At 34.3% G+C, this 26789-nt stretch carries 30 protein-coding genes; 26 read left to right on the top strand and 4 right to left on the bottom strand.

The genetic code is table 11. The features are described 5' to 3' along the window. Positions 1–9: 9 nt before the first annotated feature. Positions 10–777 carry a DUF418 domain-containing protein gene (locus tag BN986_RS12365; protein ID WP_052400763.1) on the bottom strand — a complete coding sequence of 256 codons (768 nt, stop codon included), beginning with the start codon at positions 775–777 and terminating at the stop codon, positions 10–12. An 85-nt stretch (positions 778–862) separates the two neighbouring features. Between BN986_RS12365 and BN986_RS12370 the strand changes: the two genes are divergently transcribed. From BN986_RS12370 to BN986_RS27015, 7 genes are all read left to right on the top strand, one after another. Further along, complete coding sequence (locus BN986_RS12370; RefSeq protein ID WP_040980370.1) at positions 863–1810, top strand: ABC transporter ATP-binding protein; 948 nt, start codon at positions 863–865, stop codon at positions 1808–1810. A gap of 1 nt (position 1811) precedes the next feature. After that, a complete protein-coding gene (locus BN986_RS12375; RefSeq protein WP_040980372.1) occupies positions 1812–2549 on the top strand; it encodes an ABC transporter permease in 738 nt (245 codons plus the stop codon). Beyond that, a complete protein-coding gene (locus BN986_RS12380; protein WP_040980374.1) occupies positions 2546–3229 on the top strand; it encodes an ABC transporter permease in 684 nt (227 codons plus the stop codon). The genes BN986_RS12375 and BN986_RS12380 overlap by 4 nt, the downstream gene beginning before the upstream one ends. 199 nt (positions 3230–3428) lie before the next feature. Then, entirely contained in the window at positions 3429–4532 is a 1104-nt protein-coding gene (locus tag BN986_RS12385) for a sensor histidine kinase (protein WP_244444993.1), read from the top strand. 36 nt (positions 4533–4568) lie between these two features. After that, a complete protein-coding gene (locus BN986_RS12390; protein WP_040980376.1) occupies positions 4569–5174 on the top strand; it encodes a response regulator transcription factor in 606 nt (201 codons plus the stop codon). Positions 5175–5356: 182 nt separating this feature from the next. Continuing rightward, the gene (locus BN986_RS12395; RefSeq protein ID WP_040980378.1) at positions 5357–6076 is read left to right on the top strand and encodes an EcsC family protein; all 720 of its coding nucleotides are present in this window, start codon (positions 5357–5359) and stop codon (positions 6074–6076) included. Between the two features lie 165 nt (positions 6077–6241). Continuing rightward, on the top strand, positions 6242–6385 hold the full coding sequence (locus tag BN986_RS27015) for a hypothetical protein (RefSeq protein WP_157037076.1): 144 nt from the start codon (positions 6242–6244) through the stop codon (positions 6383–6385). A gap of 740 nt (positions 6386–7125) precedes the next feature. On the opposite strand, the gene BN986_RS12400 is transcribed toward BN986_RS27015, so the two are convergent. From BN986_RS12400 to BN986_RS12410, 3 genes are all read right to left on the bottom strand, one after another. Further along, a complete protein-coding gene (locus BN986_RS12400) occupies positions 7126–9042 on the bottom strand; it encodes a recombinase family protein (RefSeq protein ID WP_040980380.1) in 1917 nt (638 codons plus the stop codon). Then, positions 9035–9334 carry a recombinase family protein gene (locus BN986_RS12405; protein WP_040980382.1) on the bottom strand — a complete coding sequence of 100 codons (300 nt, stop codon included), beginning with the start codon at positions 9332–9334 and terminating at the stop codon, positions 9035–9037. The genes BN986_RS12400 and BN986_RS12405 overlap by 8 nt, the downstream gene beginning before the upstream one ends. A gap of 322 nt (positions 9335–9656) precedes the next feature. Beyond that, positions 9657–10046 carry a helix-turn-helix domain-containing protein gene (locus tag BN986_RS12410; protein ID WP_040980384.1) on the bottom strand — a complete coding sequence of 130 codons (390 nt, stop codon included), beginning with the start codon at positions 10044–10046 and terminating at the stop codon, positions 9657–9659. Positions 10047–10223: 177 nt separating this feature from the next. Here BN986_RS12410 and BN986_RS12415 point away from each other — a divergent pair, with 177 nt between their 5' ends. The 19 genes from BN986_RS12415 (at position 10224) to BN986_RS12495 (ending at position 26789) form a co-directional block, all read left to right on the top strand. Beyond that, positions 10224–10466 carry a helix-turn-helix domain-containing protein gene (locus BN986_RS12415; RefSeq protein WP_040980385.1) on the top strand — a complete coding sequence of 81 codons (243 nt, stop codon included), beginning with the start codon at positions 10224–10226 and terminating at the stop codon, positions 10464–10466. Positions 10467–10489: 23 nt separating this feature from the next. Next, positions 10490–10660 carry a hypothetical protein gene (locus BN986_RS27020; RefSeq protein WP_157037077.1) on the top strand — a complete coding sequence of 57 codons (171 nt, stop codon included), beginning with the start codon at positions 10490–10492 and terminating at the stop codon, positions 10658–10660. A 213-nt stretch (positions 10661–10873) separates the two neighbouring features. Then, positions 10874–11779, top strand: a complete 906-nt coding sequence (locus tag BN986_RS12420) for a hypothetical protein (RefSeq protein ID WP_040980387.1) — start codon at positions 10874–10876, stop codon at positions 11777–11779. Further along, positions 11776–13983 (top strand): SF1B family DNA helicase RecD2, encoded by a 2208-nt coding sequence (gene recD2, locus BN986_RS12425; RefSeq protein ID WP_040980389.1) that lies wholly within the window; start codon positions 11776–11778, stop codon positions 13981–13983. Before BN986_RS12420 ends, recD2 begins: the two co-directional genes overlap by 4 nt. Continuing rightward, on the top strand, positions 13967–14218 hold the full coding sequence (locus tag BN986_RS12430) for a hypothetical protein (protein ID WP_040980390.1): 252 nt from the start codon (positions 13967–13969) through the stop codon (positions 14216–14218). The genes recD2 and BN986_RS12430 overlap by 17 nt, the downstream gene beginning before the upstream one ends. Next, positions 14211–14822: a MarR family transcriptional regulator gene (locus BN986_RS12435; protein WP_040980392.1), complete on the top strand. Its 612-nt coding sequence runs from the start codon at positions 14211–14213 to the stop codon at positions 14820–14822. Before BN986_RS12430 ends, BN986_RS12435 begins: the two co-directional genes overlap by 8 nt. 475 nt (positions 14823–15297) lie before the next feature. After that, positions 15298–15447, top strand: coding sequence for an aspartyl-phosphate phosphatase Spo0E family protein (locus tag BN986_RS26710; protein WP_148417114.1), 150 nt, complete (start codon positions 15298–15300; stop codon positions 15445–15447). A gap of 48 nt (positions 15448–15495) precedes the next feature. After that, complete coding sequence (locus tag BN986_RS12440; RefSeq protein WP_040980394.1) at positions 15496–16554, top strand: ParM/StbA family protein; 1059 nt, start codon at positions 15496–15498, stop codon at positions 16552–16554. A gap of 3 nt (positions 16555–16557) precedes the next feature. Then, the gene (locus BN986_RS12445) at positions 16558–16908 is read left to right on the top strand and encodes a hypothetical protein (RefSeq protein WP_040980396.1); all 351 of its coding nucleotides are present in this window, start codon (positions 16558–16560) and stop codon (positions 16906–16908) included. A gap of 11 nt (positions 16909–16919) precedes the next feature. Continuing rightward, a complete protein-coding gene (locus BN986_RS12450; RefSeq protein WP_040980398.1) occupies positions 16920–17192 on the top strand; it encodes a hypothetical protein in 273 nt (90 codons plus the stop codon). Next, the gene (locus BN986_RS12455) at positions 17189–17776 is read left to right on the top strand and encodes a thermonuclease family protein (protein ID WP_040980878.1); all 588 of its coding nucleotides are present in this window, start codon (positions 17189–17191) and stop codon (positions 17774–17776) included. The genes BN986_RS12450 and BN986_RS12455 overlap by 4 nt, the downstream gene beginning before the upstream one ends. A gap of 56 nt (positions 17777–17832) precedes the next feature. Beyond that, positions 17833–18507: a hypothetical protein gene (locus BN986_RS12460; RefSeq protein ID WP_040980400.1), complete on the top strand. Its 675-nt coding sequence runs from the start codon at positions 17833–17835 to the stop codon at positions 18505–18507. Positions 18508–18689: 182 nt separating this feature from the next. Then, complete coding sequence (locus tag BN986_RS12465; RefSeq protein WP_040980402.1) at positions 18690–18911, top strand: hypothetical protein; 222 nt, start codon at positions 18690–18692, stop codon at positions 18909–18911. Between the two features lie 32 nt (positions 18912–18943). Continuing rightward, on the top strand, positions 18944–20092 hold the full coding sequence (locus tag BN986_RS12470) for a conjugal transfer protein (protein ID WP_040980405.1): 1149 nt from the start codon (positions 18944–18946) through the stop codon (positions 20090–20092). 92 nt (positions 20093–20184) lie between these two features. Continuing rightward, complete coding sequence (locus tag BN986_RS12475) at positions 20185–20412, top strand: hypothetical protein (RefSeq protein WP_040980407.1); 228 nt, start codon at positions 20185–20187, stop codon at positions 20410–20412. 87 nt (positions 20413–20499) lie between these two features. Next, complete coding sequence (locus tag BN986_RS12480) at positions 20500–20973, top strand: TcpE family conjugal transfer membrane protein (protein WP_040980409.1); 474 nt, start codon at positions 20500–20502, stop codon at positions 20971–20973. Between the two features lie 21 nt (positions 20974–20994). Next, positions 20995–23586 (top strand): ATP-binding protein, encoded by a 2592-nt coding sequence (locus BN986_RS12485; protein WP_040980411.1) that lies wholly within the window; start codon positions 20995–20997, stop codon positions 23584–23586. Positions 23587–23609: 23 nt separating this feature from the next. Further along, on the top strand, positions 23610–24341 hold the full coding sequence (locus tag BN986_RS12490; protein ID WP_040980413.1) for a hypothetical protein: 732 nt from the start codon (positions 23610–23612) through the stop codon (positions 24339–24341). Positions 24342–24407: 66 nt separating this feature from the next. Continuing rightward, the gene (locus tag BN986_RS12495; protein ID WP_040980415.1) at positions 24408–26789 is read left to right on the top strand and encodes a UbiA family prenyltransferase; all 2382 of its coding nucleotides are present in this window, start codon (positions 24408–24410) and stop codon (positions 26787–26789) included.

Genomic DNA, 26789 nt, shown 5'->3' on the forward strand with positions numbered 1-26789 from the left:
GTTTTGTTCTTATACTTTGCGCGAATAAATCAGACGTCGAAACAACGCATTTGCGGGTCCAGCCTGCTTTCTTTTTTCCAAAACGACAGATAATAAAACGCCAATAAACCAAGCTAATAGGGCGATGAGTGCAGCACCTGCAGCGTAAATCCTGCCGCCTAATCCAAATAACGGCTCTGAAAGAATAATGGCAATAATGGTTGATTGAAGGATATAGCAGGTGAGTGAACGTTTACCAGCGGCTGCCAATGCACGTGTAATTATTCCCGGCTTCTTAGATAATGGAATACTGAGCAAACCAAATAAAGCAGCGTACCCAATACCGCCAAAAACGCCAATCAAAATTTGAACACCATATAGTACACCACCTACCACCGGATCTGGAGACCACATATCGACTCCAATAAGTGTAACGGGTAATACTCCGGCAATGGATACAAGCATGCCTGCGATAGAAATAATTGTTAGAAATTTGCGATGCTTCTCTGGTTGTAAAAGTATCCCTTTTCTCACCGCCCAAATGCCAAGTAATATGATAATGATAACTGGATAGAAAAGCAGAGTAGTGAACATACCTAATGGATAAGAAATCAATCGCTCAATGATTCCTGTTAAAGTGTAATCAGGCATTGCATAGGCAGCTGCATCGTACATAAAAAGCCCTAAACCCATTCCCACTGCAGTGATGATAAAAAATGGTGTCAGTAAATATATAAAGGTGTTTATAAACTTTTTATCACTTCTATTAGCATTTTGAGACGATGCATTGAAATTCATTACATTTGTAACTATTTCTATCAAAGCTCTCCTGTAATAATAAATACTATAAGAGATAAATGACTTAATAAAAGGAGGTTATCACATGACCATTGTATATATGAACGATATTGTAAAAAGGTACGGATCTTTTCGGGCGTTGGATCATGTTGATTTGGAAATAGAAGAGGGGACCATTATGGGATTACTCGGGCCGAATGGAGCTGGTAAGACGACACTGATTCATTCTTTGGCAGGATTAATAAAAATAGATTCCGGTGAAGTTTATTTGTTCGGAAAAAAATTGAATGAAAATATCATGGAAGTGAAGCAGCAAATCGGTCTGGTAACACAGGAAGTAACGGTGTTTGAGGACTTAACTGCCCGTGAAAATCTGGAGTTCTTCGGCGGTATTTATGGTCTGAGAGGTGAGGAGTTAAAACAGCGTGTGAATGAAACGCTGGCTTTTGTCGGGTTAACGGATAAAGCGAAAAGTCTGCCCACTAAATTTTCCGGCGGGATGAAGCGCCGCTTAAATATTGCTTGTGCGCTTGTCCATAGTCCCAAACTGTTGATTATGGATGAACCGACTGTAGGAATCGACCCGCAATCCAGAAATTATATTTTAGATTCCGTCCGTAAGCTGCAGCAGCAGGGAACGACCATTTTATATACGACGCACTATATGGAAGAAGTGCAATCGATTGCTTCTAAAATAGCGATCATGGATAAGGGGCATGTTATTGCCAAAGGGACATTGGATGAACTGATTGAAAATATACAGCATGAGGAAAGAATCGATGTAGAAGCAGTTAACGAACCGACCAGTGCGCTTTTGGAGGAATTGAAAAATCTGGATAGAGTCAAACATGTCATGCAGGATAAAAAGAATATTCAGGTAGTATCCGGCAGCGGTGCAGAAAACGTTGATAATGTACTTGCGATTATTAAAAATGCAGGGGGAGTCCGTTCGGTGACAGCGAAGAAACCGACCTTGGAAGATGTGTTTCTTACGTTGACAGGGAAAAACCTGCGCGATGGGGAGGAGGATTAGCATGCTGGCCAGGTCTACTTATTTTATTCTGCGAAGGATGCTTCGGGGTTACATTGGCTTTGTTATTTTAATTCTGCTTCCTTTAGCCATCATAACGGTCAATGGTTTTGCGGTAGGTGATGACTTCGTTGATGAGAATGGACTGTCCGGGATGGAGATGATTTCCGTCGGGATTATTATAGGCTTTCAGCTTGTTGGCGGATTTTATACGATGGAAATGATAAAAGAAGATCTGTTTTCAGAAAGAAGATGGCGTATGCTTTCCCTGCCTTACCCGATATATATACATGCTTTTTCCATCTTGATCAGCAGTGTGCTGTTTAGTGTTCTGAATGGAAGTGTTATGGTGTTGTTCACCTATTTGGTATTTGATGTGAATTGGGGAAATATCGGCTGGGTTATCTTTGTTTTAATGCTCGTTTCCCTTGTTTCTCAGCTTGTATTCTTAATAGCCGTTACATTAATAAAGAGATATAAAGTAGCGGAATTTATTGGCTATGCGTATGTGTTTCTTTTTATGATTCTGTCAGGATACTTATTTATTCCAATTCCCGACATGGCAATTTTTGATTGGATTAATCAATATATCAATCCGCTGGCGCTTGGGGAGACAGCGATTATTTATCAAATGCAAGGACAGGAAATGAGTGAAGCATATCTAAGTACAGGAATGCTGCTTACAATTTCGGCTGTACTAACGATATGCATCGTGCTTTTCGGGAGGAGGCGATTAACATGACTGTTTTCTTTTTTGCGATCAAACGGTGCTTCCGAAATATGATGAATATTCTATTCCTGTGTATTCTGCCGGTTATTGTGGTTTTGATGCCTGAGGAAGAGTGGCTGCCATTACCTTTAGGTTATCAAATTTATGGTGTTCTCCTGCTTTTTGCAGCCGGGAGAATTGTAAGTATTATGATGGATGACCGGGCTAAAGGAATTTTAACAAGAGTCGGGATTTCTCCGATTACACATTTACAGTATCTATGGCAAAATCTCCTGGCTTATTCGCTTATTCTTATCGTACAGGTCGGGTTAGTCGTTGTCGCTGGTGTGTTATACGGACATGATTTAATGCAGCCATTTTTACTGTTTGTGGTGTATTCGGTCTTTGCCATCACAGCAATTGGATTTTCCCTCGCCTGGTTTTCGCTGTTCAGGCATAAAGAGACGGCATTTGCGGTTCTGATTGGGTTAATTTTTCTGATGGCAATGGCTGGTGGTATGCTTTGGCCGGTAGAAATCATGCCGGAACTCATGCAGCGATTTGCGATGCTGCTCCCTACTTACTGGCTGGCAGAATCGATTACGATTGTTGCCAATCAGGAAGGTATATCGGAGCTGGTTATACCGTTTGCAATGATGATGCTGTTCACGATAGCTTTTCTTATCATTGGAAGCAGAAGACGTATCGCTTAGTTTCATGCAAACAGATATTATATTCGCCTGTCCCTGTATGCATTGTTATTATGATTAACCGCAAAGTGGAAGTATGCTATTCAATGAATCAAAAAAGCATGAGGTTTTCCCTGATTGTTTGACATGGTAAACTTAAACAGAATAAAACAGTCGAAACGAATATAATAGTGAATGAATAGGACAGAAAGGAGATCAGCCAATGATGTCAAATAAATATGAAGTGTTTACGCCAACAACTTGCACGTTCATATGGCGGTTTCTTGCTGTCTTTTTCCTCGGTCTTTATTGGCTGATCAGTGATGGAGAAGAAGCAGGAATTCTCTCTTTATTATTTCTGATAATCATGGCTTTAGCGAGATGGAGGATAAAAATGCCTGCTTGGACAACGTTGTTCGATCAGGCTATTTGTATTGTTGCTGTTACATTTTGGCCCGGTGCCTGGTTTGCTTTAGCAATTCCTGTCTTTGAAGCCACACTGAAAGGAAAGCCGTGGTTTGTTATTCCCTCCATTATTTTCTTGATTATGGAAGCACAATCGTCGCTGGTATTGATAATGATTCTACTTTTGGCAGCGTTTATAGGGATTGTTTTATATAGCTGGTCGAGAAGTGTAGATTTGTATAAAAAAGAAGCAGACATGGAGCGGCGATATCGCTATGAATTAGAAAGCTTCAAGCGTGAGCTGCTGCTGGCAAGTACACAGACTGCAAAAATGGCAAAATTAGAAGAACGAAATCGTATTTCTAAATCATTGCACGACCATGTTGGTCATGAATTAACAGGAGCTATTTTGGCGCTGACAGCTTTTGAGCAGCTTTGGAAAGAAGGCGATCCACGAGCGGAGAAATTATTTCTTCAGGCAAAAGAGAGATTTTCTGAGAGCTCCCGTCACCTGCGGGAAACAGTGCGTAATATGAAACCGGTAAGCGCGACAGGAATAGAAAGTATTAAAGAAATCACGGAACAATTCAATATGTGTCCGGTACAGTTGAATATTTACGGAGATACATCGAAGGTCCCTTCTTATCTATGGGGAATATTAGACCCGGCTTTGAAAGAATCGTTAACTAATGTTGCCCGCCATTCGGATGCAACACAGGTAAAGGTTTCTTTGGATGTTAGTGAAAGCATTGTCCGGTTGTATATTTTCAATGACGGTGCTTTAAAAGGTCCCAGCGGCTATGGGATCGGAATCCGAAATCTTCGTCAGCGTGCGCAATCAGTCGGAGGTAGTTTGTCAGCATCTTCTGTAAAGGAAGGGTTCCAGTTAGTCTGTGTATTACCGCTTGATAAAGACGAATAGGTAGAGAAAACCGGATAAAGGAAAGAGGTCTTTAAAGTGAAGATAATTATTGTAGATGATGATGCGATGGTATATGAAAGCCTTCAATTGCTGTTTTCCCGCGAAGAAGATATTCAAGTTGTTGGAACTGCTGATAATGGGAGAGAAGCGGTTAAAGCTTGTGAAGATACTCAGCCGGATGCCGTTCTGATGGATATACAAATGCCGGAAATGGATGGTATTCAAGCAACGCGTGAAATAAAAAAGCGCTGGCCAAAAGTTCGGGTGATGATGCTTACGACTTTTGAAGATGAACAAAATATTAGATTGGCACTTTTAGCTGGAGCGGAAGGATATTTGCTTAAATCTGCACCAGTTGAGGATATGGCACAGCAGTTACGTGCGTTAGTCTCTGGGAGTTCTGTGTTGAACGCAGATGTTTTAATGCGACTGACACAACCAGAAAAGAAGGAGCTAGAAAGCTTAACAGCACGTGAACAAGAAATATTACAGCTGGTAGCGCAGGGCTGTTCCAATAAGGAAATTTCCAGCCAGCTTTTTGTTAGTGAAGGCACAGTGCGTAATGTGATTTCCATTATATTGGATAAGCTGGAGGTGCGTGATAGAACGCAGCTGGCGTTATATTATTGGAGGAGGACTTGAAAAATTAGATTGCTGTTAGAATATGGTGGAAGTATGTATACCTGAATGAAAATCTCGAAAGTATTCTTATTTATTTGATATAGAAAATAGAATAGTAAAAAGTTTCATTCAAACCAAAATTGAATCTCTTTACCGATCAAAATCGTATAAGAAAGTAAAGAAAATAAAGGCAGGTTTTGAATATGGAATATGAAACAATCGTATCTAAAGAACTTATGGATTGGCGTAATAAAGTTTTGAAGAAATCCAGTCTTTTTAATCAGTTATCGAAAAAAGCACAAAAGAAAATGAATAGCATGATTCCTGAGAAGGCTCACCGTATTATTACAGACAGTATTAAAAACATGGTGAAAGCGACATTGGTCGGATCTAATATAACTACAAAGAAGCCAACACCAACAGAACTTTCCTTGTATGAAAGGGATGAAATGGCCAAAGAAAAACTCATTTCTTATCGTAAGACGGCAGTGATTGAAGGAGCAGGAACAGGTGCAGGAGGCATTTTTCTTGGACTTGCAGATTTTCCGCTGCTATTGTCGATCAAGATGAAATTTTTGTTTGAACTGGCTGCAGTTTATGGCTATGATGCAAATGAATATGAGGAGCGGCTGTTTATTCTCCATGTCTTCCAGCTTGCTTTTTCAAGTGATGAAAAACGGAAGGATACGTTTTATATACTCGAAAATTGGGAGCAGGAGAAGGGGAAGCTCGCTGATATGGATTGGCGTGTTTTCCAGCAGGAGTATCGCGATTATATTGATTTGGTCAAAATGCTGCAGCTCGTACCGGGATTTGGTGCAATCGTGGGTGCATATGCCAATCATAATCTGATGGATACCCTGGGAGAAGCGGCAATGAATGCGTATAGAATGCGTTATTTTGAAATGCAGACGAAAGAGTGAACAATTATTGTATATGAAGAAAAGCCAATAGGAATTCAGCTTTCGAATATGAAAATAGGCAGGTACAATCTGATATATATTATCGAGAAGATAATCTAGTCTTTAATGGACTATTTAATGCAATTTTGAAAAACTATTAGAAAAGAAATATAATATAAACTTGGAATGGAAAAAATATATTGCAATGAGAAGGATGGTTTTATGGGTGGTTTCGATATTAATACCTTTTTTGCCCAAGTGGTTTTTATCGGGGGCGGGGTTCTAATAGTTTATTTCCTGCTTCGTTATTTATTAACTAAAAAGAAATAAAAAAGAATAGATTAAATAGAAGAATATATAGAAGTAACTAACGAAATAAATATTTTCATAGTCTTAAATAAAGATGTATGGGGATATTTATTGAAGCTTTATTTTAAAAAAGGAATGGTCACCAGGAGAAAATGTTATTATTACAATTGGACAACCTAACTGAGCCTATTGCTTATTTAGGTGAAATACATTTTTTATATTGAAGAGAAGTTGTTATACAAAATTTATTAAAATATCACTCAAATAATGCAAAGTATTGAGTTTTCGCTGAGAAATTGCTAAAGTAGGGAAATCTATGGATGGAATTATATTTCTTCGTTCAATAAAATGGATTCAACATTGGAAAAAGTTAATGAAATAACTACTAAGTATAATCAAACAGACCTTCTTCATTTTAAAATGGCGGGGAGAGAATTACTAAGATAGAAATAAAGCTAATTGATGAACGAAATAGCATTGTAAGTGCGCAAAGATGAAACCTTTTCACCTTAATTAGGAGGGCGAAAAGGTCTTTTATGTCGTATTTTAAATTATTTGTGATATCATTAAATACGAATAAGCTAAAATTTAATTCAATATCAATGAAAGGATGATATATAAATGGCTGAAAAGCTGGCCAAAACCGTCAGTTTCCACACATTAGGATGAGCGTGCGTAAAACCTCTTATGATGGCTGCCAAACACAATGGTGGTAAGGCATTAAGGGATTGGGAATTTCATCCCTAAATGCCCTTTTTAAGCTATTTTCCTTTGTAATAATACCTTATTTTTACAGAAACACCTCTTTTTTCGATTAAGTTTTGGTCTATTAATTCATTTAGAAGAGTATTGGTAGTAGTTCGTTTTAAATTAGTTAAATTTTCAATATCAACTCGCCTAACTGGACCATTTTCTTTAATATAATTTAGAACCTGATCCATAAATTTTCTATAGTAGAATCTAGTGTTATTTTTTCTTTTAATTCTCTTTTCAAAAGGTTTATGAGCAAAATGATGCGTTAAACCATTTTTAAATATAATTGATGTTACCTTTTTTTCATGAATAATCACTTTTTCAATAATAGTGTTGAAAAAATCTAAAAGCATTTCTTCACCTACGTTATCAATCAGTCTTCTGTAATCTGTATCTCTGTTACGGTATATTTCTTGACTTAGCAAGAACTTTTTGGCTTTATTCATCCAAGCATTGTTAACATTACTTGGTATTGGTAATGATTCATATAGATTGTTAAGTTCTAAAGTAAGTTCTTCATGTTTTTCCATGAGCTTTCTTTTTTTAAATATATACTCTTTTTCACTTATAGCTTCTTCTCCAAATAAATATAGATTTTCTAGCCGTTCTAGTGCTGTTTTATATTTATCTAGTGATTTTTTTAACTTATTTATTTCTAAGGAGCTTTCACCGTCAATATCTTCTGGTTTAAAATTATATATGCTTTTCTCAAAACCTGCTAAGATCATATCTTTTGTAATTTTTAAACCCTCTTTATCAACTCCAAGGACATCTACAAAAGGTTCTCCTCGTAATAAAAGAGACTCTATATCCCTTAAAGTATGATTAGGTGTTACTTTATCCTGTAATCGGATAAGATTGGAAACGTAGTTTAACATAAAAGGAAGCAACGTAACATCACTAATGAAATTGCTACAACTATGTCCAGCTGCTCTGGATTCATTTGTCGAGCATGTATATCTTGAAGGTCTGTATCCATCTTTTCTTTCTCTATCTTTTGCTGAAAAAAGCAGTTTTCCACAGTTACCACAGAATAATTTCTTTCCAAAAATATGAGTATGCATATTTTCACGTTGAACATGTAAGTTTCCTCTGAAATTTTGATTAAGAATTATATTAACTCGGAAATATTGCTCTTTATCAATTATGGCTGGATGATTATTTTCTTTAACAATCCATTCACTTTTATCCTTGTATCTAGATTTACTATTATTTTTCCTTACATTATAACGATAAGTGCCAATATAAAAAGGGTTTCTTAAAATATCTCTAACTGTTTTAGGAGTCCATTCACCACCTCTTTTAGTTTGAATATTTTCCTCGTTTAGTCTAATGGCAACTTTGATTGTTGAACGAAGTTTTTCATATAAATCATAAATATACTGTACAATCACTGCTTCATCTTTATCTATTACAGGAAATTTAACTTCATCAGACCATACGTAACCAATTGGAACTGTTGCCCCATTCCAAAGGCCTTTCTCTGCTCTATCAAGCATTATGGTAAATACTCTTTCAGCAGTCATTTGTCTTTCTAATTCTGCAAAAACTAAAATGATTTTTAACATAGCTTCACCCATGGGGGTAGACGTATCAAATTGTTCACTTTTAGATACAAATGTGACTTGATAGTCTTTAATCTCCTCATACATTTCTGTAAAATCTTTTAAATTTCTAGAAATGCGATCAATTTTAAAAACAAGTATATGGGTAAACTCATTATTACGGATACGTGCCATCATCTGTTGGTATTTTGGTCTTTTAGTATTCTTTGCAGAGTACCCAGCATCTTCAAAAATTTCGTATTCGTCAATGTTAAGTGCATATTTCGTATAGTTTATTAACTCTTGGCGCTGAAAAGGTAGCGAGTCTTTATCAACTTGATGTACTGTGCTTACCCGAACATAAATGGCAACTTTACTCATAATAAAAACCACTTTCTCTTAGAGAAATAATAGTAACCCCATAATTTTTAAGTTCTTGTCGAAACTCCATATAAACTTTTGAACTTCTTGAAATACGGTCTATGCTGCAAACCAGCAAATGAGAGAATTCATATTTATGAATACTTTTAATCAATAGTTGTAACATAGGCTTGTACTTTAATGCTGTTGCAGTCGATGCATAGTTCATTAGCATTTGTCGTTGATGAAATAAAAAATCTTTATTGGGCTCATGAAGAGAACTTATCGAAGCATAAATCGCGATTTTTTTCATTTTTTGCACCTCATTTTTTAAAATAGTCTTATTTCAGGAATAAAAGTTCTTAAAATAGGAATATATGTTCCTTTTTTGGGGTAAAAAAAATACCCCTAGGGCATGTAATAAGAATAAATTATCGTAATATTAAGATATTTTGAATCAAGCCTCCCCTGAAACACAGTGAGGCTCGAATGAAAAGGTATAGTTTTTCATTTTATACATTCTTTGCTAACACAATGAGTAATTAGTTATTATGTCAATAATTAAATCATTTCATCTATGGTTATTATATTAGTCATCTAATTGAGATTTTCTCCATTAAATCACACCAAGTGAATCAGCCTCCTTTCTTTTTATTTTCCTGTTCTTCACGTTTCCGTTCTTCTCGTCTCATTAGGATAAATCTTTTAAAATCTTCCAATGCCTGTAGCTCTGCTTCCGTCCAATCCGCTGTCCAATCATTTGAATTATTATGAGTAATAATAGTTTCTGGTTCAAGTTTCTCTTTATCACTAATCCCAATTAAATAATTAGCAGATACATTGAAATAATCAGCGATTATTCGCACATACTCCAATTTTGGATCTGTTTTTCCATTTTCATATCTCGATATCATACTTTTACTGAATGTTGTATCGTATTTTTTATTTAGTTCCACAGTTAATTCTAAAACACTTAATTTCTTTTTTTTTCTTAAAATTCTTAAGCGATCGCCAAAGACACTCATAGATGCACCTCTTTTTTGTCTCAATATTCCTCTTATAGTGACATTCTATATCATGAGTTCCTTAAAAGCAACAAAATTTAATAAAAAGTTCCTAAAAAGGAACTTTTGTTGTTGACAATGGGAAAAATGTGGTATATATTGAAAGTGTTCCTATAAAGGAACCTAGGAGGTGATAATGTGAGCAAAAATAGAGAACCTTATTTTAAGGTTAAGGCATATTTGATTGAACAAAATATAAGTAGAAAAGATATAGCAAAAATACTTCATATAAGCCCTCAGACACTAAATAAACGATTGAATGGTTTTGGAGGAGATTTTAGATTAAGTGAAGTAACAACCTTGTATGAAGTATTTGGGATTCCTTATGCTCTTTTTTTTGAACCAATAGTTCCTATAAAGGAACCTGTGGAAATAAAATAAATTCCATTTCAGGAGTGATCGATATGACTCATCAAGAGAAGCAAGAAGTAAACCTGAAGAAAGCATTAGAAGCAATGGGGATTTACACCAGTGGTCAATTAGATCAAGCAATAAAAAATATTGGAGATCTGAATATTGGCTGTATGGTTTCAACTATTCCTCAAAAAGTAGAAAGCAAAGTTCTTTTTAAGTGATCGATGAGAATTTTACCTGATTTCCAATTTCGAATAGATACATCTAACAATGAATGTCTAAAACAAAATAGCAATTATGAATACTAATCTATTTATCTCCTAATTTTAAATTAGAACTTTGGGGTTTGATTGTTGGATGTATCGCTAAAAAATTTTGAAAAATCATGAAATTGACAAGTTCCAAAATTACATGCTTAAGAGAGGTGAGTAATGATGACTTTTTTTGCAGTACAAGTAAAGACAGGACATGAAATTAAAGCAAAAGAAATGATTTTACACGTTTTTAAAAAAACAAATTGTCATGAAGCAAGTTTATTAAGAGCCGTTTATGCCCTTGAAAGCTATACAGAATATGTAAGTCATCGTGAAATAAACCCAGATATTGATTTCCCTAATCTTGATAAAAAAGATATTAGTGCCAGCTTATATTTAGATGGTTTAAAGGAAAGCTTAAGTAACTTGAAAAAACAATATGAAAAGCTAAAATCTTATAAAGACTTTGAAAGCAAGAAAATGAAAAAGGAGCTCTATGAAAAAATCACTAAATTAGTTAATCACATTAATACTATCCGTAAGGATTCAAAAAAAATTAAAGCAGCACTGCCAGGATATATTTTGCTTGAATTAAAAGCAGATTTGCTTTATTTACCGAATACTCTATGGCAGTTAATTAAGTATTGCCCAGCTGTGATTGCCATTCCAAGTAAATATAGTATTCCTAAAGAAGAAATGAATCAATTTTTTGAAATTACTATTGAGCCAGAGATTGAAATTGAATTTGAAGTAGTAAAAGATTACAAGGAAATTATCAAGAAGAAAAAAGAATTAGTTCATGCTGCTAATAAAACAGATGATAAAGAGAAAGAAAAAAGTTTCCTAAAAGAATTTGATAATCTTGAGCAAGATATTGTTTCAGAAGTGAATAAATTAAAAGAATCCACAGTTATTGAAAAAATAAGGGCGTTTATTAAGAATAAAAAAGAAACGATTTCTTTGCCAGTTTCTCTATTCAAAAAAATTTACCCTCGGTCAGATAAGATGCCTTCACCTCCATTATCCAGTACATTCGTGGATCGACTAAAACTATTGATATTTAGTAAGAAGGTGGCATTGGAATGATAGAGATTGCGGGTAAGTTAGATAAAATCTTTTTTAAAAATGAAGATTTTATAATTGGTCTTTTATGTTCAAAGGAGGGACCAATTAAAATTATTGGCAATATATTTGGCGTAGATAAAGGTGAAGAATTAGTTGTAAAGGGTGTATGGGAAACACATCCTAAATTTGGAAAGCAGTTAAAAGTAGAATTTTGGGAAAGATCTCTTCCAAAAACCGAGGAACAAGTAATTACATTTTTGTCTTCTCCGATGATAAAAGGGTGTGGAAAAAAAGTTGCTAGGAGCATTTTAAAAGAACTGGGTGAAAATGCATTACAGATCATTACAAAACAAGGTTCATCATGTTTATCTAGTATCAGAGGTATTGGAAAAAAAAGAGCTTATATGATTGCGGCAAGTGTAAAATCTACATTTGAATTGCAAGACATAATGTCTCGATTATTAAAGTTCGGTGTTTCTGCCAATATGGTTATCAAAGCATATAAGATATACGGGTCAGAAACCGTCGAGATTCTTACAAAAAATCCATATATTTTGATTGAATTAAATCTTGTTAGCTTTCAAAAAGCGGATGAGATCGGAAGGGCTATGGGGATTCTACCAACGTCAAATTATCGTATGAAAGCATGTTTGCATTATGTACTCAAAAGGATATGTTTTGAAGCAGGACACACCTATGTTTCTAAACAAAGGCTAATGCAAAAAACGTTGTTGGCATTAAACCATAATACAGCTGAAACAGATATTGTAACAGCCGATGATTTGGAAAATAGTATTATGCAAGCTGAAGAAAATTATATTGTAAATGAAGAAGATAATATTTTCCCTAGTTATCTATATTATCATGAAGTCGAATTAGCTCGAAAGCTTTCCAAAATGTTAAAGTGGAAAGACTGCTGGGGTGGCGAAGCATTGCCTTTTTTAGAAAAAGCGATTGAAAAATATCAAAAAGAAAAACAAATTGTATTAGCTAAGAAACAGCGTGAGGCTATACGACAATTGTTTGAAAAACAAATTACTATATTAAACGGAGGACCTGGAACGGGAAAAACTACTGTTATTCGAGCGATAACAGATATTTATCAAGCAATGTATCCCAATCATAATATTAAATTGGCTGCACCGACTGGGAGAGCTAGCAGAAATCTTGCAAAAGTAACTGAACATGAAGCATCTACTATTCATAGATTAATCAAGCTTTATGGAGACAAACCTCTGTACAATTATGAAAATCACTTGTCATGTAATTTATTAATAGTGGATGAGTTTTCAATGGTAGACATAGCTTTAGCCAACTATCTTTTCCAGGCTGTTCCAAATGATACAAAGATATTAGTAGTGGGAGATGTTGATCAATTACCATCTGTATCTCCAGGTAATGTTCTTAACGAGTTAATTGCATCAGGCATCACTACTGTTACACTAACGGAAGTATTTAGACAAGCTATGGAAAGTCAAATTGTTAATAATGCACACCGTATTAATAAAGGGAAGTCACTTTTAATTGATCAAGAAAAGGATGATTTCTTTTTTTTAATTCAGGAATACCCAGAAAATATAGCAAAGTTAATTATTAAATGTACGATGAGGTTTATTGAAAAAGGATATTCATTGTCTGAAATACTCGTACTATCTCCAATGAAAAAAGGTCAAGCTGGAACCATTGCTCTAAACGAAATGTTAAGAACAATTTTGAATCCTGTAGATCCTAATAAGCAAGAATGGAAGGTTGGAAAAAAGCTTTACCGTGAAGGTGATAAAGTCATTCAAACTAGAACTGACTATGAGAAAGAGGTATATAACGGTGATTTAGGGATGATTGAAGTGATGACGAAAGAGAAAAATGAATATGGCGATTTCATAGATATTTTAAAAGTCAATTTTGGCGGTCAGCTAGTAACCTACAAAAAAGAGGAGTTAAAAGTACTTGATTTAGCTTATGCAATTACGATTCACAAATCTCAAGGAGGAGAAGCTCCGGTCGTTATTATACCCGTCACTACAAATCATCATGTCATGCTTGCGCGAAATCTGATTTATACAGGAATGACTAGAGCGAAAGAACGGTTGGTCTTTATTGGAACTCAGAAGGCTATGGATATAGCGATACAGAATAATAAGGTTATAAATAAAAATAGCAAACTTGCAACACGTATTATGAATTTTAAAGAGAAAGGTGGAAATCAATATGCCACAACTAATTAATGTTCAATTTGATTCCGATTGGGTTTCAAGACACATTTCAAATGAAATAGAGTCTAATGCTGGTCTAAAAGTTTTGTTATATGAATGGTTGGCCAAACAAAATCTTGATTTGAATCGATTAAAAGAAATTTATCATAATGCTTTGATTAATGGTCATATTGAGTGTAAATTTTTAAGCTTCAGCAATTGGTTTTATAATTATGCTCTAGTAAAAGAGGAAGAAAGTTTTGGATGAATCAATCAAGAAACAAAAATTTGATAACGATTTATCAGATATAAATGAATTAGAGCGTAGAGCAAATGCGCACGGTTTCTCTTTGTATAAAATTAATCAGAAAAATAAAGCCGTGTTTACGCAAACCATCAACGAAAATTTGGAAATATTAATTAAGTCAAATCATCTTACCAATGCAGAATATACACTTCTATTTTTGCTAATGCCTTTTGTAGAGTTACATTCCAATGCAATTGTTAATTCGGATGGACAATTTATGTCAGTATCGGAACTTGCTGCAACCTTAAAAAGGGAAAGAACAAGGTTGAGTAAAACGATCTCGCAATTATTGGAGAAAGGGATTCTTTTTGAATTTGTAAATGCTCAAGAACTAAAAAAGTATAAACGAAATATTAGTCAACGCCCCTTCTTTATAAATCCCGAAATTATATTCAGAGGTGACAGAAACAGAGTAAATGCAACATTAACGAGACTTGTGATGGAATTTGATGTACTTGAGTCACAAGGTATCAAGTTATCCTGGAAATTATATCTTAAATCTGCTGAAGAGTATGGGAAATTATATAAAAGAAATACCTATTTAAAAATGAGAAATAAAATGTGACAGAATGTTAGCTTGAAACCCTTTGATGTATAAGGGTTTTTAATTTGATTAAATATTATTTGTGGCTAAATAGCCACACCTGAAATTGATAAAAAAAGAATGGGAAAGTGGGTTTGGGGGTGTGGCTAAATAGCCACATAGGTGTGGCAATATTGCCACACTACAAATCCTTTTTAAAGAGCACTATACCAAGCTTTAATCGGAATTAGGATATGTAATCTCTTCTCACTCTCTATATATTAAAGCGTAAATTATTTTTCAGTTTTTATAAAAGATATCAATCATCTTTTCTTTGTTTCAGTATCTATACCTGATTATTAATTTATTGATGAGAAAACTTGGCTGGGAAGGATTTGAGATAAATATTGTAGTTTAAATCTTCGTATCCAGCCAACAATTGCTTTTTCAGGAATAGAGGGATAAATAACAAATGAAGTATTCAGAATACAAAACAAGAATACGAAAGGAGTTAGTTATGGAATTAATCAAGCTTTTAGAAATAAAAAGGAAAGAGATGATAAAGTTAGCTGAACAAAAAGGTTACGATGCTCCTGAAGTCATTAGATTATCACAGGAAATAGATAAAATAATCATTGCTATTCAAAAATCAAATAATGATGAATAGATAACCCCGATACAGCAAAAGGGAGAATTAATAAAGGATGTGTTCAAATTGACAATCGTATCAGCTGACCTTGGCTACGGTTATGTAAAAGTAATAGCAAGCAATGGAGAAAGGGCAATTTTCCCATCAGTAGTCGGTGATGGAGTAAACAATGTAGATTTAACAAACACCTTTGGTCAGAGAAATAATGATATTAACAATATGCACTTGAAAATGAATAATGAAAGCTACTTTATAGGTGAACTAGCTGAAAAAGAATCATCTTCAAGTACAAGAATTTTTGAGAAAGAGCGTTTTAGCAATAATCATACAAAAATTCTATTGAATACAGCAATCCAGTTAGTAAGTGATTCGGATATTGTAAAGATTGCAACTGGTTTACCATTGGATTATTACCAATCACAGTCAAAGTCCTTTAGGGAGTCCATTTTAGGTATACACCCAGTAACTACTTGGGTATCAGGACCTTTGGCTGGACAAGAAAAGACAATTAATATTGATAATGCTCTCGTATTACCACAGGGAGCAACAGCACTTTTTACAGCATTAATAAACCATGAAGGGAAATTTGTCTATCCTCATTTGATGACTGAAGGAAATCTAATTGCTCTTATTGATATTGGATTCCGGACCACGGATTATATTGTTGTTGAAATTCAAAGTAATGGTTCATTCTCGCCAATTGCTAAATTATCTGGATCAGTAGATGCGGGTGTCATAAATTTGCATAATAGTTTACACCAAGCATTTAAAAGTAAAACAGGAGGTTCCGACCTTAATCAAAGATATATTAAGCAAATTTTAAAAAATGGGCATTTATTATTTAAAGGAGAGAAAATAGATTTTAAAGAAACAATAAAATTTAGTAAAGAATCCATTGTTAGTAACATTTCAGATCGGCTGAAAAGTATTTGGTCTAATGAAGCAGATTTATTTGGTGCTATTTTTTTGGCTGGTGGCGGTGGCGAACTATTTCAGCCAGATATCCAACCTTATTTTGATAATCGATTGCAATTAATTTATGAAAGCCAATTTGCAAATGCGATTGGAGCTTTGAGATTGTCAAGGGCAACATTCGCTGCAAAAAAAGGTAAAAAGTTGGGATAACTTATGAAAAAGCAATACAGTTTCCGGTTAAAAAATTCAGATGAAGAATTATCTTGCTTTATCTCAGAATTGGCCAAACAGTATAAGAATGAAAGTGAAGCAATTAGACAGTTATTGTTGTTTGCTTACAATTACCAACATGAAAATAAACAGAATGAATTAATGAAGCAAATACAGATTCAACTGGAAGAAATGAAAGGCATTCAGGAGCAATACCATTCACAAGTCCTGAAACAGATTGAGAACGCTTCATTTGCTTCATATGAGGTGAATAATGATGATGTGGAGGAAGGTGACCAGGTAGCTCAAGAAACAGCTGCTGCATTGATATCGGGTTTTGGAGTTGAATTTTAGGAGGTTGTAATATGTCCCAAAAAACATTGAAACAGGAAGATGTACCTCTAATTTTAACTGGTATTTTGTTTCTAAACGGATTAATTATTGTAGTTGGTTTATGTCTTGGTCAAACCCTATTGTTTTTAACAGGTTATGCAATATCGTTCACTAATAATAGTGTCATTATCAGCTTGATTATAATGATACTATCTATTATATTATTGTTCTTGTTATTTACAGGAATAATAGTCTTATCAATAAAAGGGACCAAATCCTTTTTAAATAGGAAGAAAAAAATATGAAGAGAACGTTATTCTCGCTATTTCTAGTTGTTGTAATTATCCTACTTGGATTTACTGATCTAGCTACACATTATACTTTTCCTGATATCGGGAATAGTATTCCTTCCCTAGATGGTGAGAATCAGAACTTATCAGAAGAAGAGGCTGTGATATTGAGGATTATTGATGGAGATACAATCATTGTAGCAGATTCAGAAGGTAAAGAAGAAACGGTTAGACTACTTTTAATAGACACACCTGAAAACTCTCATCCTGATAAAGAAGAACAGCTATTTGCAAAAGATGCATCGGATTATGCCAAAACATATTTTGATATTGGCCAGAAAGTCACCTTGGAAAGAGGTAACCCAGAGAGAGATAATTATGATAGGCTACTAGCTTATATATGGGTGGAAGACGTGAATTTTAATCAACACATGATAGAACAAGGGTATGCTCGTGTTGGTTATGTATTTGAACCGAACACCAAGTATTTGAATGAATTTCGGGATGCTGAAGCTAATGCAAAAGACAAAAAGCTCAACATCTGGAGTATAGACGGGTATGTAACAGAAGATGGATTCGATATGTCTGTAGTTGAATGATTTATGAAACTATTGTTTTGATAAAATATGAACAAAAATATTCGGAGGTGTTTGAAATGAATCAATCAACAATGAATATTTTCCAAACGTATAAATCGTTGATGTTAAAGAAAGCTTGGCAGGAGGATATAAAAATATTAAAAAAGAAAGCTAATGATATTATATACGAAAAAGCATTTTCTTTTAAAAAGTTCGTTCATTTATCATTAAAAATAATTGGTATAGCCATTGCTGCAATGTTTGTTTTAATGGTGTTAAATAAATCAGAAGCGTATAATTTTATGGACTTTATAAAGGTATTGCCACTAACCATTTTAGTGTTGCTTTATTCATTTTGGCTACCTATAGCAACTATACTAATATTATTAGGTGGATACAGTGTTATTAAAGTGAAACTTAATAAAAAGCGAGGAACTAAAAGAATCTTAGCGATTGAACAAGAGATAGAGGAAATTGAATCCAATCTAAAGATTATACAAGATGCACTCGATAATCATTCTGTGGTTCCAGCCCAATATCAAACAGAGCCAAAGCTGGAAATAATGATGGATCATATCAAAAATGGTTTCGCAGAAAGTGATCAACAGGCGATTATGCTGTACGCTGACCATTTAAATAAAGGGTCCATTAATCAATATAATGAACAACAGCACAAAAGAGAAAATAATATGAGAAAGTTTGTAGTGATAACACTCCTACTTTCGATATTTGAATCATTTCGTAGAAAATAGAATACACAAATTATATAAATCGGATAATTTAACTGCCCCAAATGTTAGATAAATAATTCTAATGTTTGGGGCTTTTTATATGGACAAAAAAACTTTCTTTTCGAAAATAGTTATTTTTTAACTTTTAGAAACTGCATTAACTCAATGTATCGAAAATATCAAAATGGAGGCGAGACATCACCATGCTTAAGTTTTTACTGGGTTTAGTACTGGGAATTTTTTTATTCCTTGTTATAGGAAGTATACTGTTAGAAGAATTTCCTGCTGTACAACCGCTATGGGAGGAAGTTAAATTGCAAGTTGTTACTCTATATAATATGTCAATTGTTAGATACGGAGCGATTCCAACATTGCTTATTATAGCAGGGTTATTTATTTTAATTGGATCGAGTAAAAGAATGTAAGATTTATAAATGTTGGAAAGGACGTGCATCCATTGAAAAAGAAGAAATGGTCTACCAAGATAAAAAATGGCTTCACCTTTTTAAAAAGAGCTTCGAAGACCAAAAAGCCTAAAAAAGAAAGAGTAAAAAAACCAAGAGCTTATACTTTTAGAAAAATAGGAGCTGTTACCTTTTGGATACTATTTATTTTTATGTTCTTAGTAGTTTTAATCAATGTCATATCATCTTCCAGTTCAAATGCAAGTTTTGATGAGCAAGAAGGGGAAGCATTTGAGTTAAACAGTACTACACAACCAGAGGCAATACAGTTTGCTATGGATTTCACACGACAGTATTTCACGTGGGATAAAGACGATTTAGAAGATAGAGATTTACGGCTCCAACTTTATCTGGCTTTGGGTGTTGAACCAAGAAATATAGATTTGGTAGGTAGTGGCTGGAATGCGACGTATAATAGTTCATCATTAAAAGAAATCAGGGAGATTAGTGCTAATAAATCTCATATTATTCTCTCTATCAATGCAACGTTAGATAGAGAAGTAGAAACTGGGAGTGGAAAAAATGCAAGTTCAGAAAATGAATCAGAACGATTAGAAAAATATATTGCTGTCCCTGTCGCGTTTGATGGTGAATCTTTTGGAGTTTATAGCACACCCTATTTTACCAATGTAGAAAATGAGATAACAGTAGCTAATACTGGAATGACAGAAGACTTAGAAGGATTAGATAGTGAAAACAGAGAAGAAGAGACAAATATTTCTAATTTTCTACCAACCTTTTTTGAAAGTTATGCTTCGGATACGCAAGATATTTTAGCTTATGTACTTGATGATCCAGATGCAATTGGAATGAACGGTGAAATGAATTTTGTTGAAGTTATATCATCAGACGTTTTTCAAGGGCGTGAAGATAATGAATTTATTGTAGCAAGCACTGTCACCTTTGAGGAACCTGCAACATTAGTAACCTTTGACTTTGAATATCTCCTGCTAATTCAAAAGGAAGGTAATCGTTATATTATTTCATCCATGAATGCAGAACCCGTTATTGAGGAAATGACCGGTTACACGATTGAAACAGAATCTGAAATCGATAAAGAAACGATAGAAGAGCTTGAAGAGGATGAAAATGAAGAGCAAGAAACAGAGGTAGAAGAAGATGGTGATATTTCCGGTGAGTGAAAAGAAGAATAAAAATTTCGTACTTGAGAGCGATGTGAGTCATCGCTCTTTTTTTAATGCTTTTTTATCACCTTGAAAGGAGGTGATGCAACATGAGCCTGGAAGGAATTAAGGATTGGATCGTCGATCAAGTTGAGATTTTATTGATTATCGGTTTTATTATCTTAGTTATCGTTGCCGCATATAAACGAGCTTGGATTATGTTAGGTGCAACTATTATCGGCTTTGCAGTGATTGGTATTTTTGTTACAAACCCTAATATTTTACTTGATTTATCCGAGTGGATTAACGATAGAGTGAATATCGGTGGTGACAATTAAACCCTTGTTTAGTTTTAAGTATTGGTGAAGGTGTTCATTTAACATAACATTTTCACCAATTTTTATTTTTCCAGGGGAGGAGAATCTATGACTAGAGAACAGAAGGAAGAAGAAAAAAGGTATGTATCTCTATATTTTCTTAATAATTTTTTGAAATTTGATAGAAAGTTATATCAAGTTTTTGGTCTGCGCTTAGAAAGACCACTGCCTTTAAAAGGTGTTATTTATTTTTTTACCTTTGGTGGCATAATTCTAATTTGGTATTTCATTCCTATTCTAAATAGGTTAATTAACTGGATGCAGCCAGCTGTATTAATTGCAATACCTATATTGTTAGCTTGGTTATTAGTAGATATAGGATCGGAAGGCAGATCTCCATTTTCTTTTTTCAAATCTTTCCTTTACTACTATTATCGTAAATCAAAGAAAGTAGTCTATGTAAGAACGAAAGCAGTTAAAAAGCCCAGAGAGCATAGGTTTTCTAAATATACCATATTAAGTAAAACAAAAACGCATAGCCAAAAAGTAAAGAAAAAGAAAGAATATGTAACCTTCAGATAGAGGAGAAAGGAGTATTATTTAATGAAGAATATATTGGAATTACCTGCAAAACACATTGAGTCCAATCTTATATTCACAGTGGATGACGAGGTTTGGGCTTATTTTAATTTGGAAGGATACAATTATGCGTTTCTTAATAACATGGATAAAATGACCCCATTTGAAAACCAAATGGGGTTTTTGGTGAACCATAAACACGATTTACATTATTATTCTGACCCAACACCAACAGATGTTGAAACGATTGTTGATGAAACTATAGAAAGTATGGAAACATTAAACTACGAGTTAAAAGAAAACGGTATTGCCTATATGAAACAATTAAAAGCAACGCTTGCTAAACAAAGCAAGATGTCAGATACAAGTGAATATGCAGATTATATTGGGGTGCAGCTAAACACAAAATTAAATAAATACCAGTCGCCGAACACTGGCAATAATATTATTATGGCTGCAAAAAATTTTACAGATGGACTGAAATCACCGGTTTATTCGGCAGTAGGTTTAGAACCATATGATATTTTAGAGGATGAAATCTTGGCTTATCAGGACCAGGCTGATTCTCTTCAAAATGCATTATCTAATGCATTTAATTGTAGAGTAAAAGCAACAAAGACAAATGATTTGATTTATCTTATTGCAAAGAATTTTGCAGTTACATCTAATTATACTGATATTAATATTCCTAAGGTCTTTCAATCAGGAGAAGAGATTCATGGCTTTGATAGTCCAGAAAATGGAGATAGAGAATACAAAGCGATTCGTCCTCGTACAAAATATTTTCTATCATTACAAGACACTGCTATTGAGGAGATTGGTCCTAAAACATTAAAGTTAGCTAAAATTATTAATAATGAGGAAAAGGAATTCTTCACGCAACATCTAATTTGTTGCAATATGGACAATGAAAGAGCACACCCCGGATCAGAGTGGATTCATTTTCTGAAGTCTAATCTTGGATTTCCTGTAACCATTTCTATCCGTGCACACCATCAGCCTAATGATTATATCAAGAAAAAATTAAGCAATAAGCTGCTTGAATTTAAGGACCAACGGAGAGAAGCGAACAAAGGCGGCGAAGACATTGATTTAGACGTAAAAGATTCCCAGTCGGGTGCTATAAGAATGGAGAATTATTTTAAGAAAACTGCACAACCCGCTTATGCTTGTTCCTTCATCGTTAAGGTAACTGCTAGAAATAAAAAACAATTGGATAGTCGTGTGGAACGTTTAGTTAATCAAATTAATCGTTTTGGGTTATCGTTAGTTGCTCCATTTGGAGAACAAATCACCTTGATGATGGAGACAATACCTGGGTCAAAAAAAATAAACAAAGACTATGAAATGTTGGTGGCACCTGGCGTTATTGCTGGGATGATGTTTGGCACAACTTCTTTTGTAGGGGATAATAGAGGGATTTTCCTCGGATATACAAAGCATTTTAATAAACCATTGTTTATTAAGCCGGATTTAGCTGCTAAAGCCATAGAAAATACGGAAGTGGATTCTTTGTCTATTTTAGTTGCAGGTATGACTGGAAGAGGAAAGAGTTTTTTCATGAATTTGTTTGCATATTTAGCTGTATTAACAGGTTCACAAGGTCTGGTTTTAGATCCTAAAGGCGACCGAAAAGGTTGGAAAAAAGGATTACCATTTATCCCGGCTAAAGATATCTCTGTATGGACGCTTGGTGCAGACAGAAAGGATGCTGGCAGCCTTGATCCATTTCGGACATCTACTACGATAGATGAAGCTAAAGATATTTGCATGGATACTCTCTCATATCTCGCCAATATCGAAATTGAAGATGATCGTTATTCACTTTTGAGTGAAATAACCGAAGAAGTAGCAAGTACTGATGACCCTTGTATTGGAGCAATCATTACAACGCTTCAAGAAATGTATGAATTTGAGAAAGATAATTTAACTGTGAAACGTTATAGTTCTGTTGAAAGTTTAAAGAGCATTTTGGAGACATTAAATCGAGACCCATTGGCAAACCTGTTGTTTGGAGAAGTTGGACAAGACTATCGAGTATTACATGCGGATGTTCCACTTCAAGTTTTGATGGTAGAAAACTTGAAGTTACCGACGGATAAGACAAAAAAACTTCGAGCGACCCATAAAATTTCTGAAGCGATTATGATTTCTCTTACTGCATTTGCCAAGCAATACATGTTTAATTCAGACCGTTCTCGACATAAATTTATTCTGCAAGATGAAGCAAGTGCCATTGAAAAAAATGCGATGGGTTCTGAACTGTTAGATTTCATAGTTCGTATGGGACGCTATTACAACACAACATTAATTAAGGGAGCACAAAATGCGAGTGACCACGGGAAAGATGTAGCTAATATGGGAATGATATTTTCCTTTGCCTTAAGAAAAACGGAAGAAGCAGAAGAAATGCTGGATTATCTTAATTTGCCAGTAACAGATGAAAATGTTAAAATAATTAAAAAACTTCCACGTGGAGAAGCTTTATTCCAAGATATATATGGGAGAAGTGCAGTTGTTAAAATTAATCCTGTATTTCAAGATTTGTTTGACGCCTTTGATACCTCTACGGCTACCCGGGAGGAAAGGGAACGGGAAAAGGAACGTATCTCTTAATTTAAAAAAGGAGAGGATAAGATGTGAACTCATTATCACGCTTATTCAAGTACGGAGCTTGTATTTTCTTAGTACTCTTTTTAGTAGGTTGTGGAACTTCTAATGAAAATTCGAATGAGGATGAAGAACCTGTGTCAGATAGTAATACTAAGGAGGCCGATTCAGAAACAGAAGATTTAGAGACAGTTTTTGCTGAAGCAGATGAGGCTGCGTTAGAGTTTTATAAAGCTTTTTACGAGTTTAATGTACCTGTTTTGTATGAGATGTTGCCTCCAAAGCAACAAGAGGAATTTCTTGAAACTGCAAGTTTAGGTAACTCAGATAAAGAGAAACCTATCGCATTTATGGTTATAGATGAAGATTTAGAAGAACTTATTGATTCAGAAAAATTTTTAGAAATTAAAGATAACTATAAAGGTGAAATTAAAGATACACCGAGACAAGGACGTATTGGTTTTGACAAAGATATTTTTAGAAATTTTGAAGATAACGAGGATTACGATATGATAAGGCTTGCCAACGCATATGAAGAAACTGGAGAAGTTATATATTATGTTTCCCCGTTAGATGAACTTGGGAACAACTCTAATAATTTTCTAGCTACAAAACAAAGCCCCGAAGGCAAATGGAAAGTTCGTATCATATCAAGTAGTGAAGTAGGTATTGATCCTTCTGAGACTGAAGAAATGGAACAAAGCGGTGTTAGACTTCACCCTGTAGAAAACGAAGAAGACGAAGATAATTATGGATTTTAAAATTTAATAATGAAAGGAGGAAAAAGATTTAACCTTTGCTAATTAGCAAGGGTTATTTTTTTTGCCATGAAAAAATACTGTAGTGCTTCTTTTTTGTTTATCTTGATAGGTCTCTTTTTTTTCTCTCATTCTGTATCAGCTTTTTCAGCGGAGTCGACTAATTATGGAGAATATAAAGATGAAGATTATACCTATTATTATTTAGATATTGTACCCGATGAACCAGGTGATTTTTTTGAAGATGGTGAACAGGGAAACGGATTTTGGGATTGGTTAACAAGTACGATGGAAGCAGCGGGAGATCAAATCACAATTATTTTTAATTGGTTCGCAAATCTTGGATTGCAATTTAATATTATGCTAACCAATTTTATGCTTTGGGCAGTTGATTTTGCTTACGATTTTGAGTTTGTAAATATAATCATAAATGAAATAAGCGATGTTATGAGAAATATATCAGGCATTTCAATTACTGGAAATTTTCAAACGTCAGGTGTATTTGGAAATCTAGCTATTTTTGTTACTGTGTTGGCAATAGCATATGCAGTGTTTATTCTTTTATTTAAAAAATCAATGTTTAAATCTTTAGGAACAATACTACAAACAGCTTTATGTCTGACTCTAGCAATCTTGTTATTTACAAATTATGCCCCTTTTCTAAAAGGGATAAATCAAGTGACTACAGAACTTAGCGCTTTAATATTATCAGGGGAGAGTATTTCTGATAATGAAGAAGAATATCATGATCCAACGCAACCTGTTCCACAAGATGATGAAGCTCCGACAGGTTTATCTGAAGATACATTAAAAACTCAGATGCAAGATAATTTATGGGGCATGTTTGTCGATCGACCATATCTTTATATGATGTATGGGGAAACAGAATTAATAGAAGATATAGATGAAGCTGGCGACGATATACTCACTAAAGAACGCGCAGGGTCATTGTTGAGGGAAAGACCGAATAGCGATGAAAGATTAGCAATTTTACAAGATGAATTTGAAGCAAAAGGGAATACTGCTATTACGTATTCTAACGTAACAAATCGTATTGCCTTTACTCCGATTTATCTTGGGATTAATGGGTTGATGGGATTCTTTGTATGGGGATTAGCGTTTGCATTAATTGCAGTACAGTTTTGGTTTTTATTAATTGCTCTATTTGCACCATTTGCTCTTTTACTTGGTGCGATACCAGGTATGTTTAATGTGTTGAAAAAGTATTCTATTGAATTAGTGATTCCATTAGCTGTAAAAATCTTATTATCATTTGGAGCTTTAATGGTTTTTGCAATGAGTGATGTGCTTTTCCAACTTAACTTTAGATTAGATGAAACAGTTGGACAGGGGTCACCACTTGCCTATTATTTGGCTGCTGGAATTGCAAACCTCGTACTATTTGCATTGATATTTATTTTGCGAAAACGAATTAGTAGTATTTTCGTTAAAAGCAATAGCTTTATTTCAGATGTACGTGATGGTGCTGGACAAGTTTCGGACCCACTAAAAAAGGGCATCCAAAATACAGCAACAGTAACAGGAGCAGCTGTAGGTGGAGCTACAGGAGGTTTGCAAGGAGCAGCGTTGGGTGCTCAAGCTGGCAATCTGATTGGTAAAAGTACAACTGGTGATGTTTCTGGTAGTGACTATGCTGCAATGGCTGGTTCCATTGGAAGGCATCAAATGTACTCTCAGATGGCAGACGGAAAACAAGATGATAAAAAAAGTAATGGTGTCAAACTAAAGAAACAAAATCAGCAAGGAGAAGATTTCATTGGAAAAGATAATTTCACTGATAATAAGGAAGACCTATGTCCGAAATGCGGCCAGAATCCTTGTGTCTGTAATAAAAACAGTACGGATAAAAATGATAAGGATGAAAAGTGTCCAACTTGTGGTCAAAACCCATGTGCATGTGATGATCCCAAAGAGGAGGTTATAGATTCAAATGATCAACAGACAAAATTAGCTGATAATCTATCGTATTTTCAATTGGAAGATATGCCGGATGATAATGGATTAGAATATGAAAATATGGATGAAATGACAGAACAGGATAATACACTATATACAAATACAGAGGATATGCCATTGTTGGAGCAAGAAGAAAATTACTCTGCTAATATGGAAGATAGTATACCGCCTGAAAATAATACAACTTTAACACATTTGGAAAATATGCCAAGGGATGAAGAAAGAGAAAATCTGCAAGATATGAAAAATGAAAGTGATCCTGATGATTTCGATAACAATTATAAACGTAATTATCATGAAATGGAGAATGTACCTGAAAATGAAAGATATCATTATTCCGATTTAGAAAATTTTTCAAATGAATCTTCGAAAAGCAAGAATGAAGATAATCATAATATAGATTTTACTACAGAAGAAAAAAGCTTGGGCAAAGAACAATATTCCTCCGGAAACGACTGCAACACAGGAATTTAA

Source organism: Oceanobacillus jeddahensis (genome assembly GCF_000750635.1).
Taxonomy (GTDB): domain Bacteria; phylum Bacillota; class Bacilli; order Bacillales; family Amphibacillaceae; genus Oceanobacillus; species Oceanobacillus jeddahense.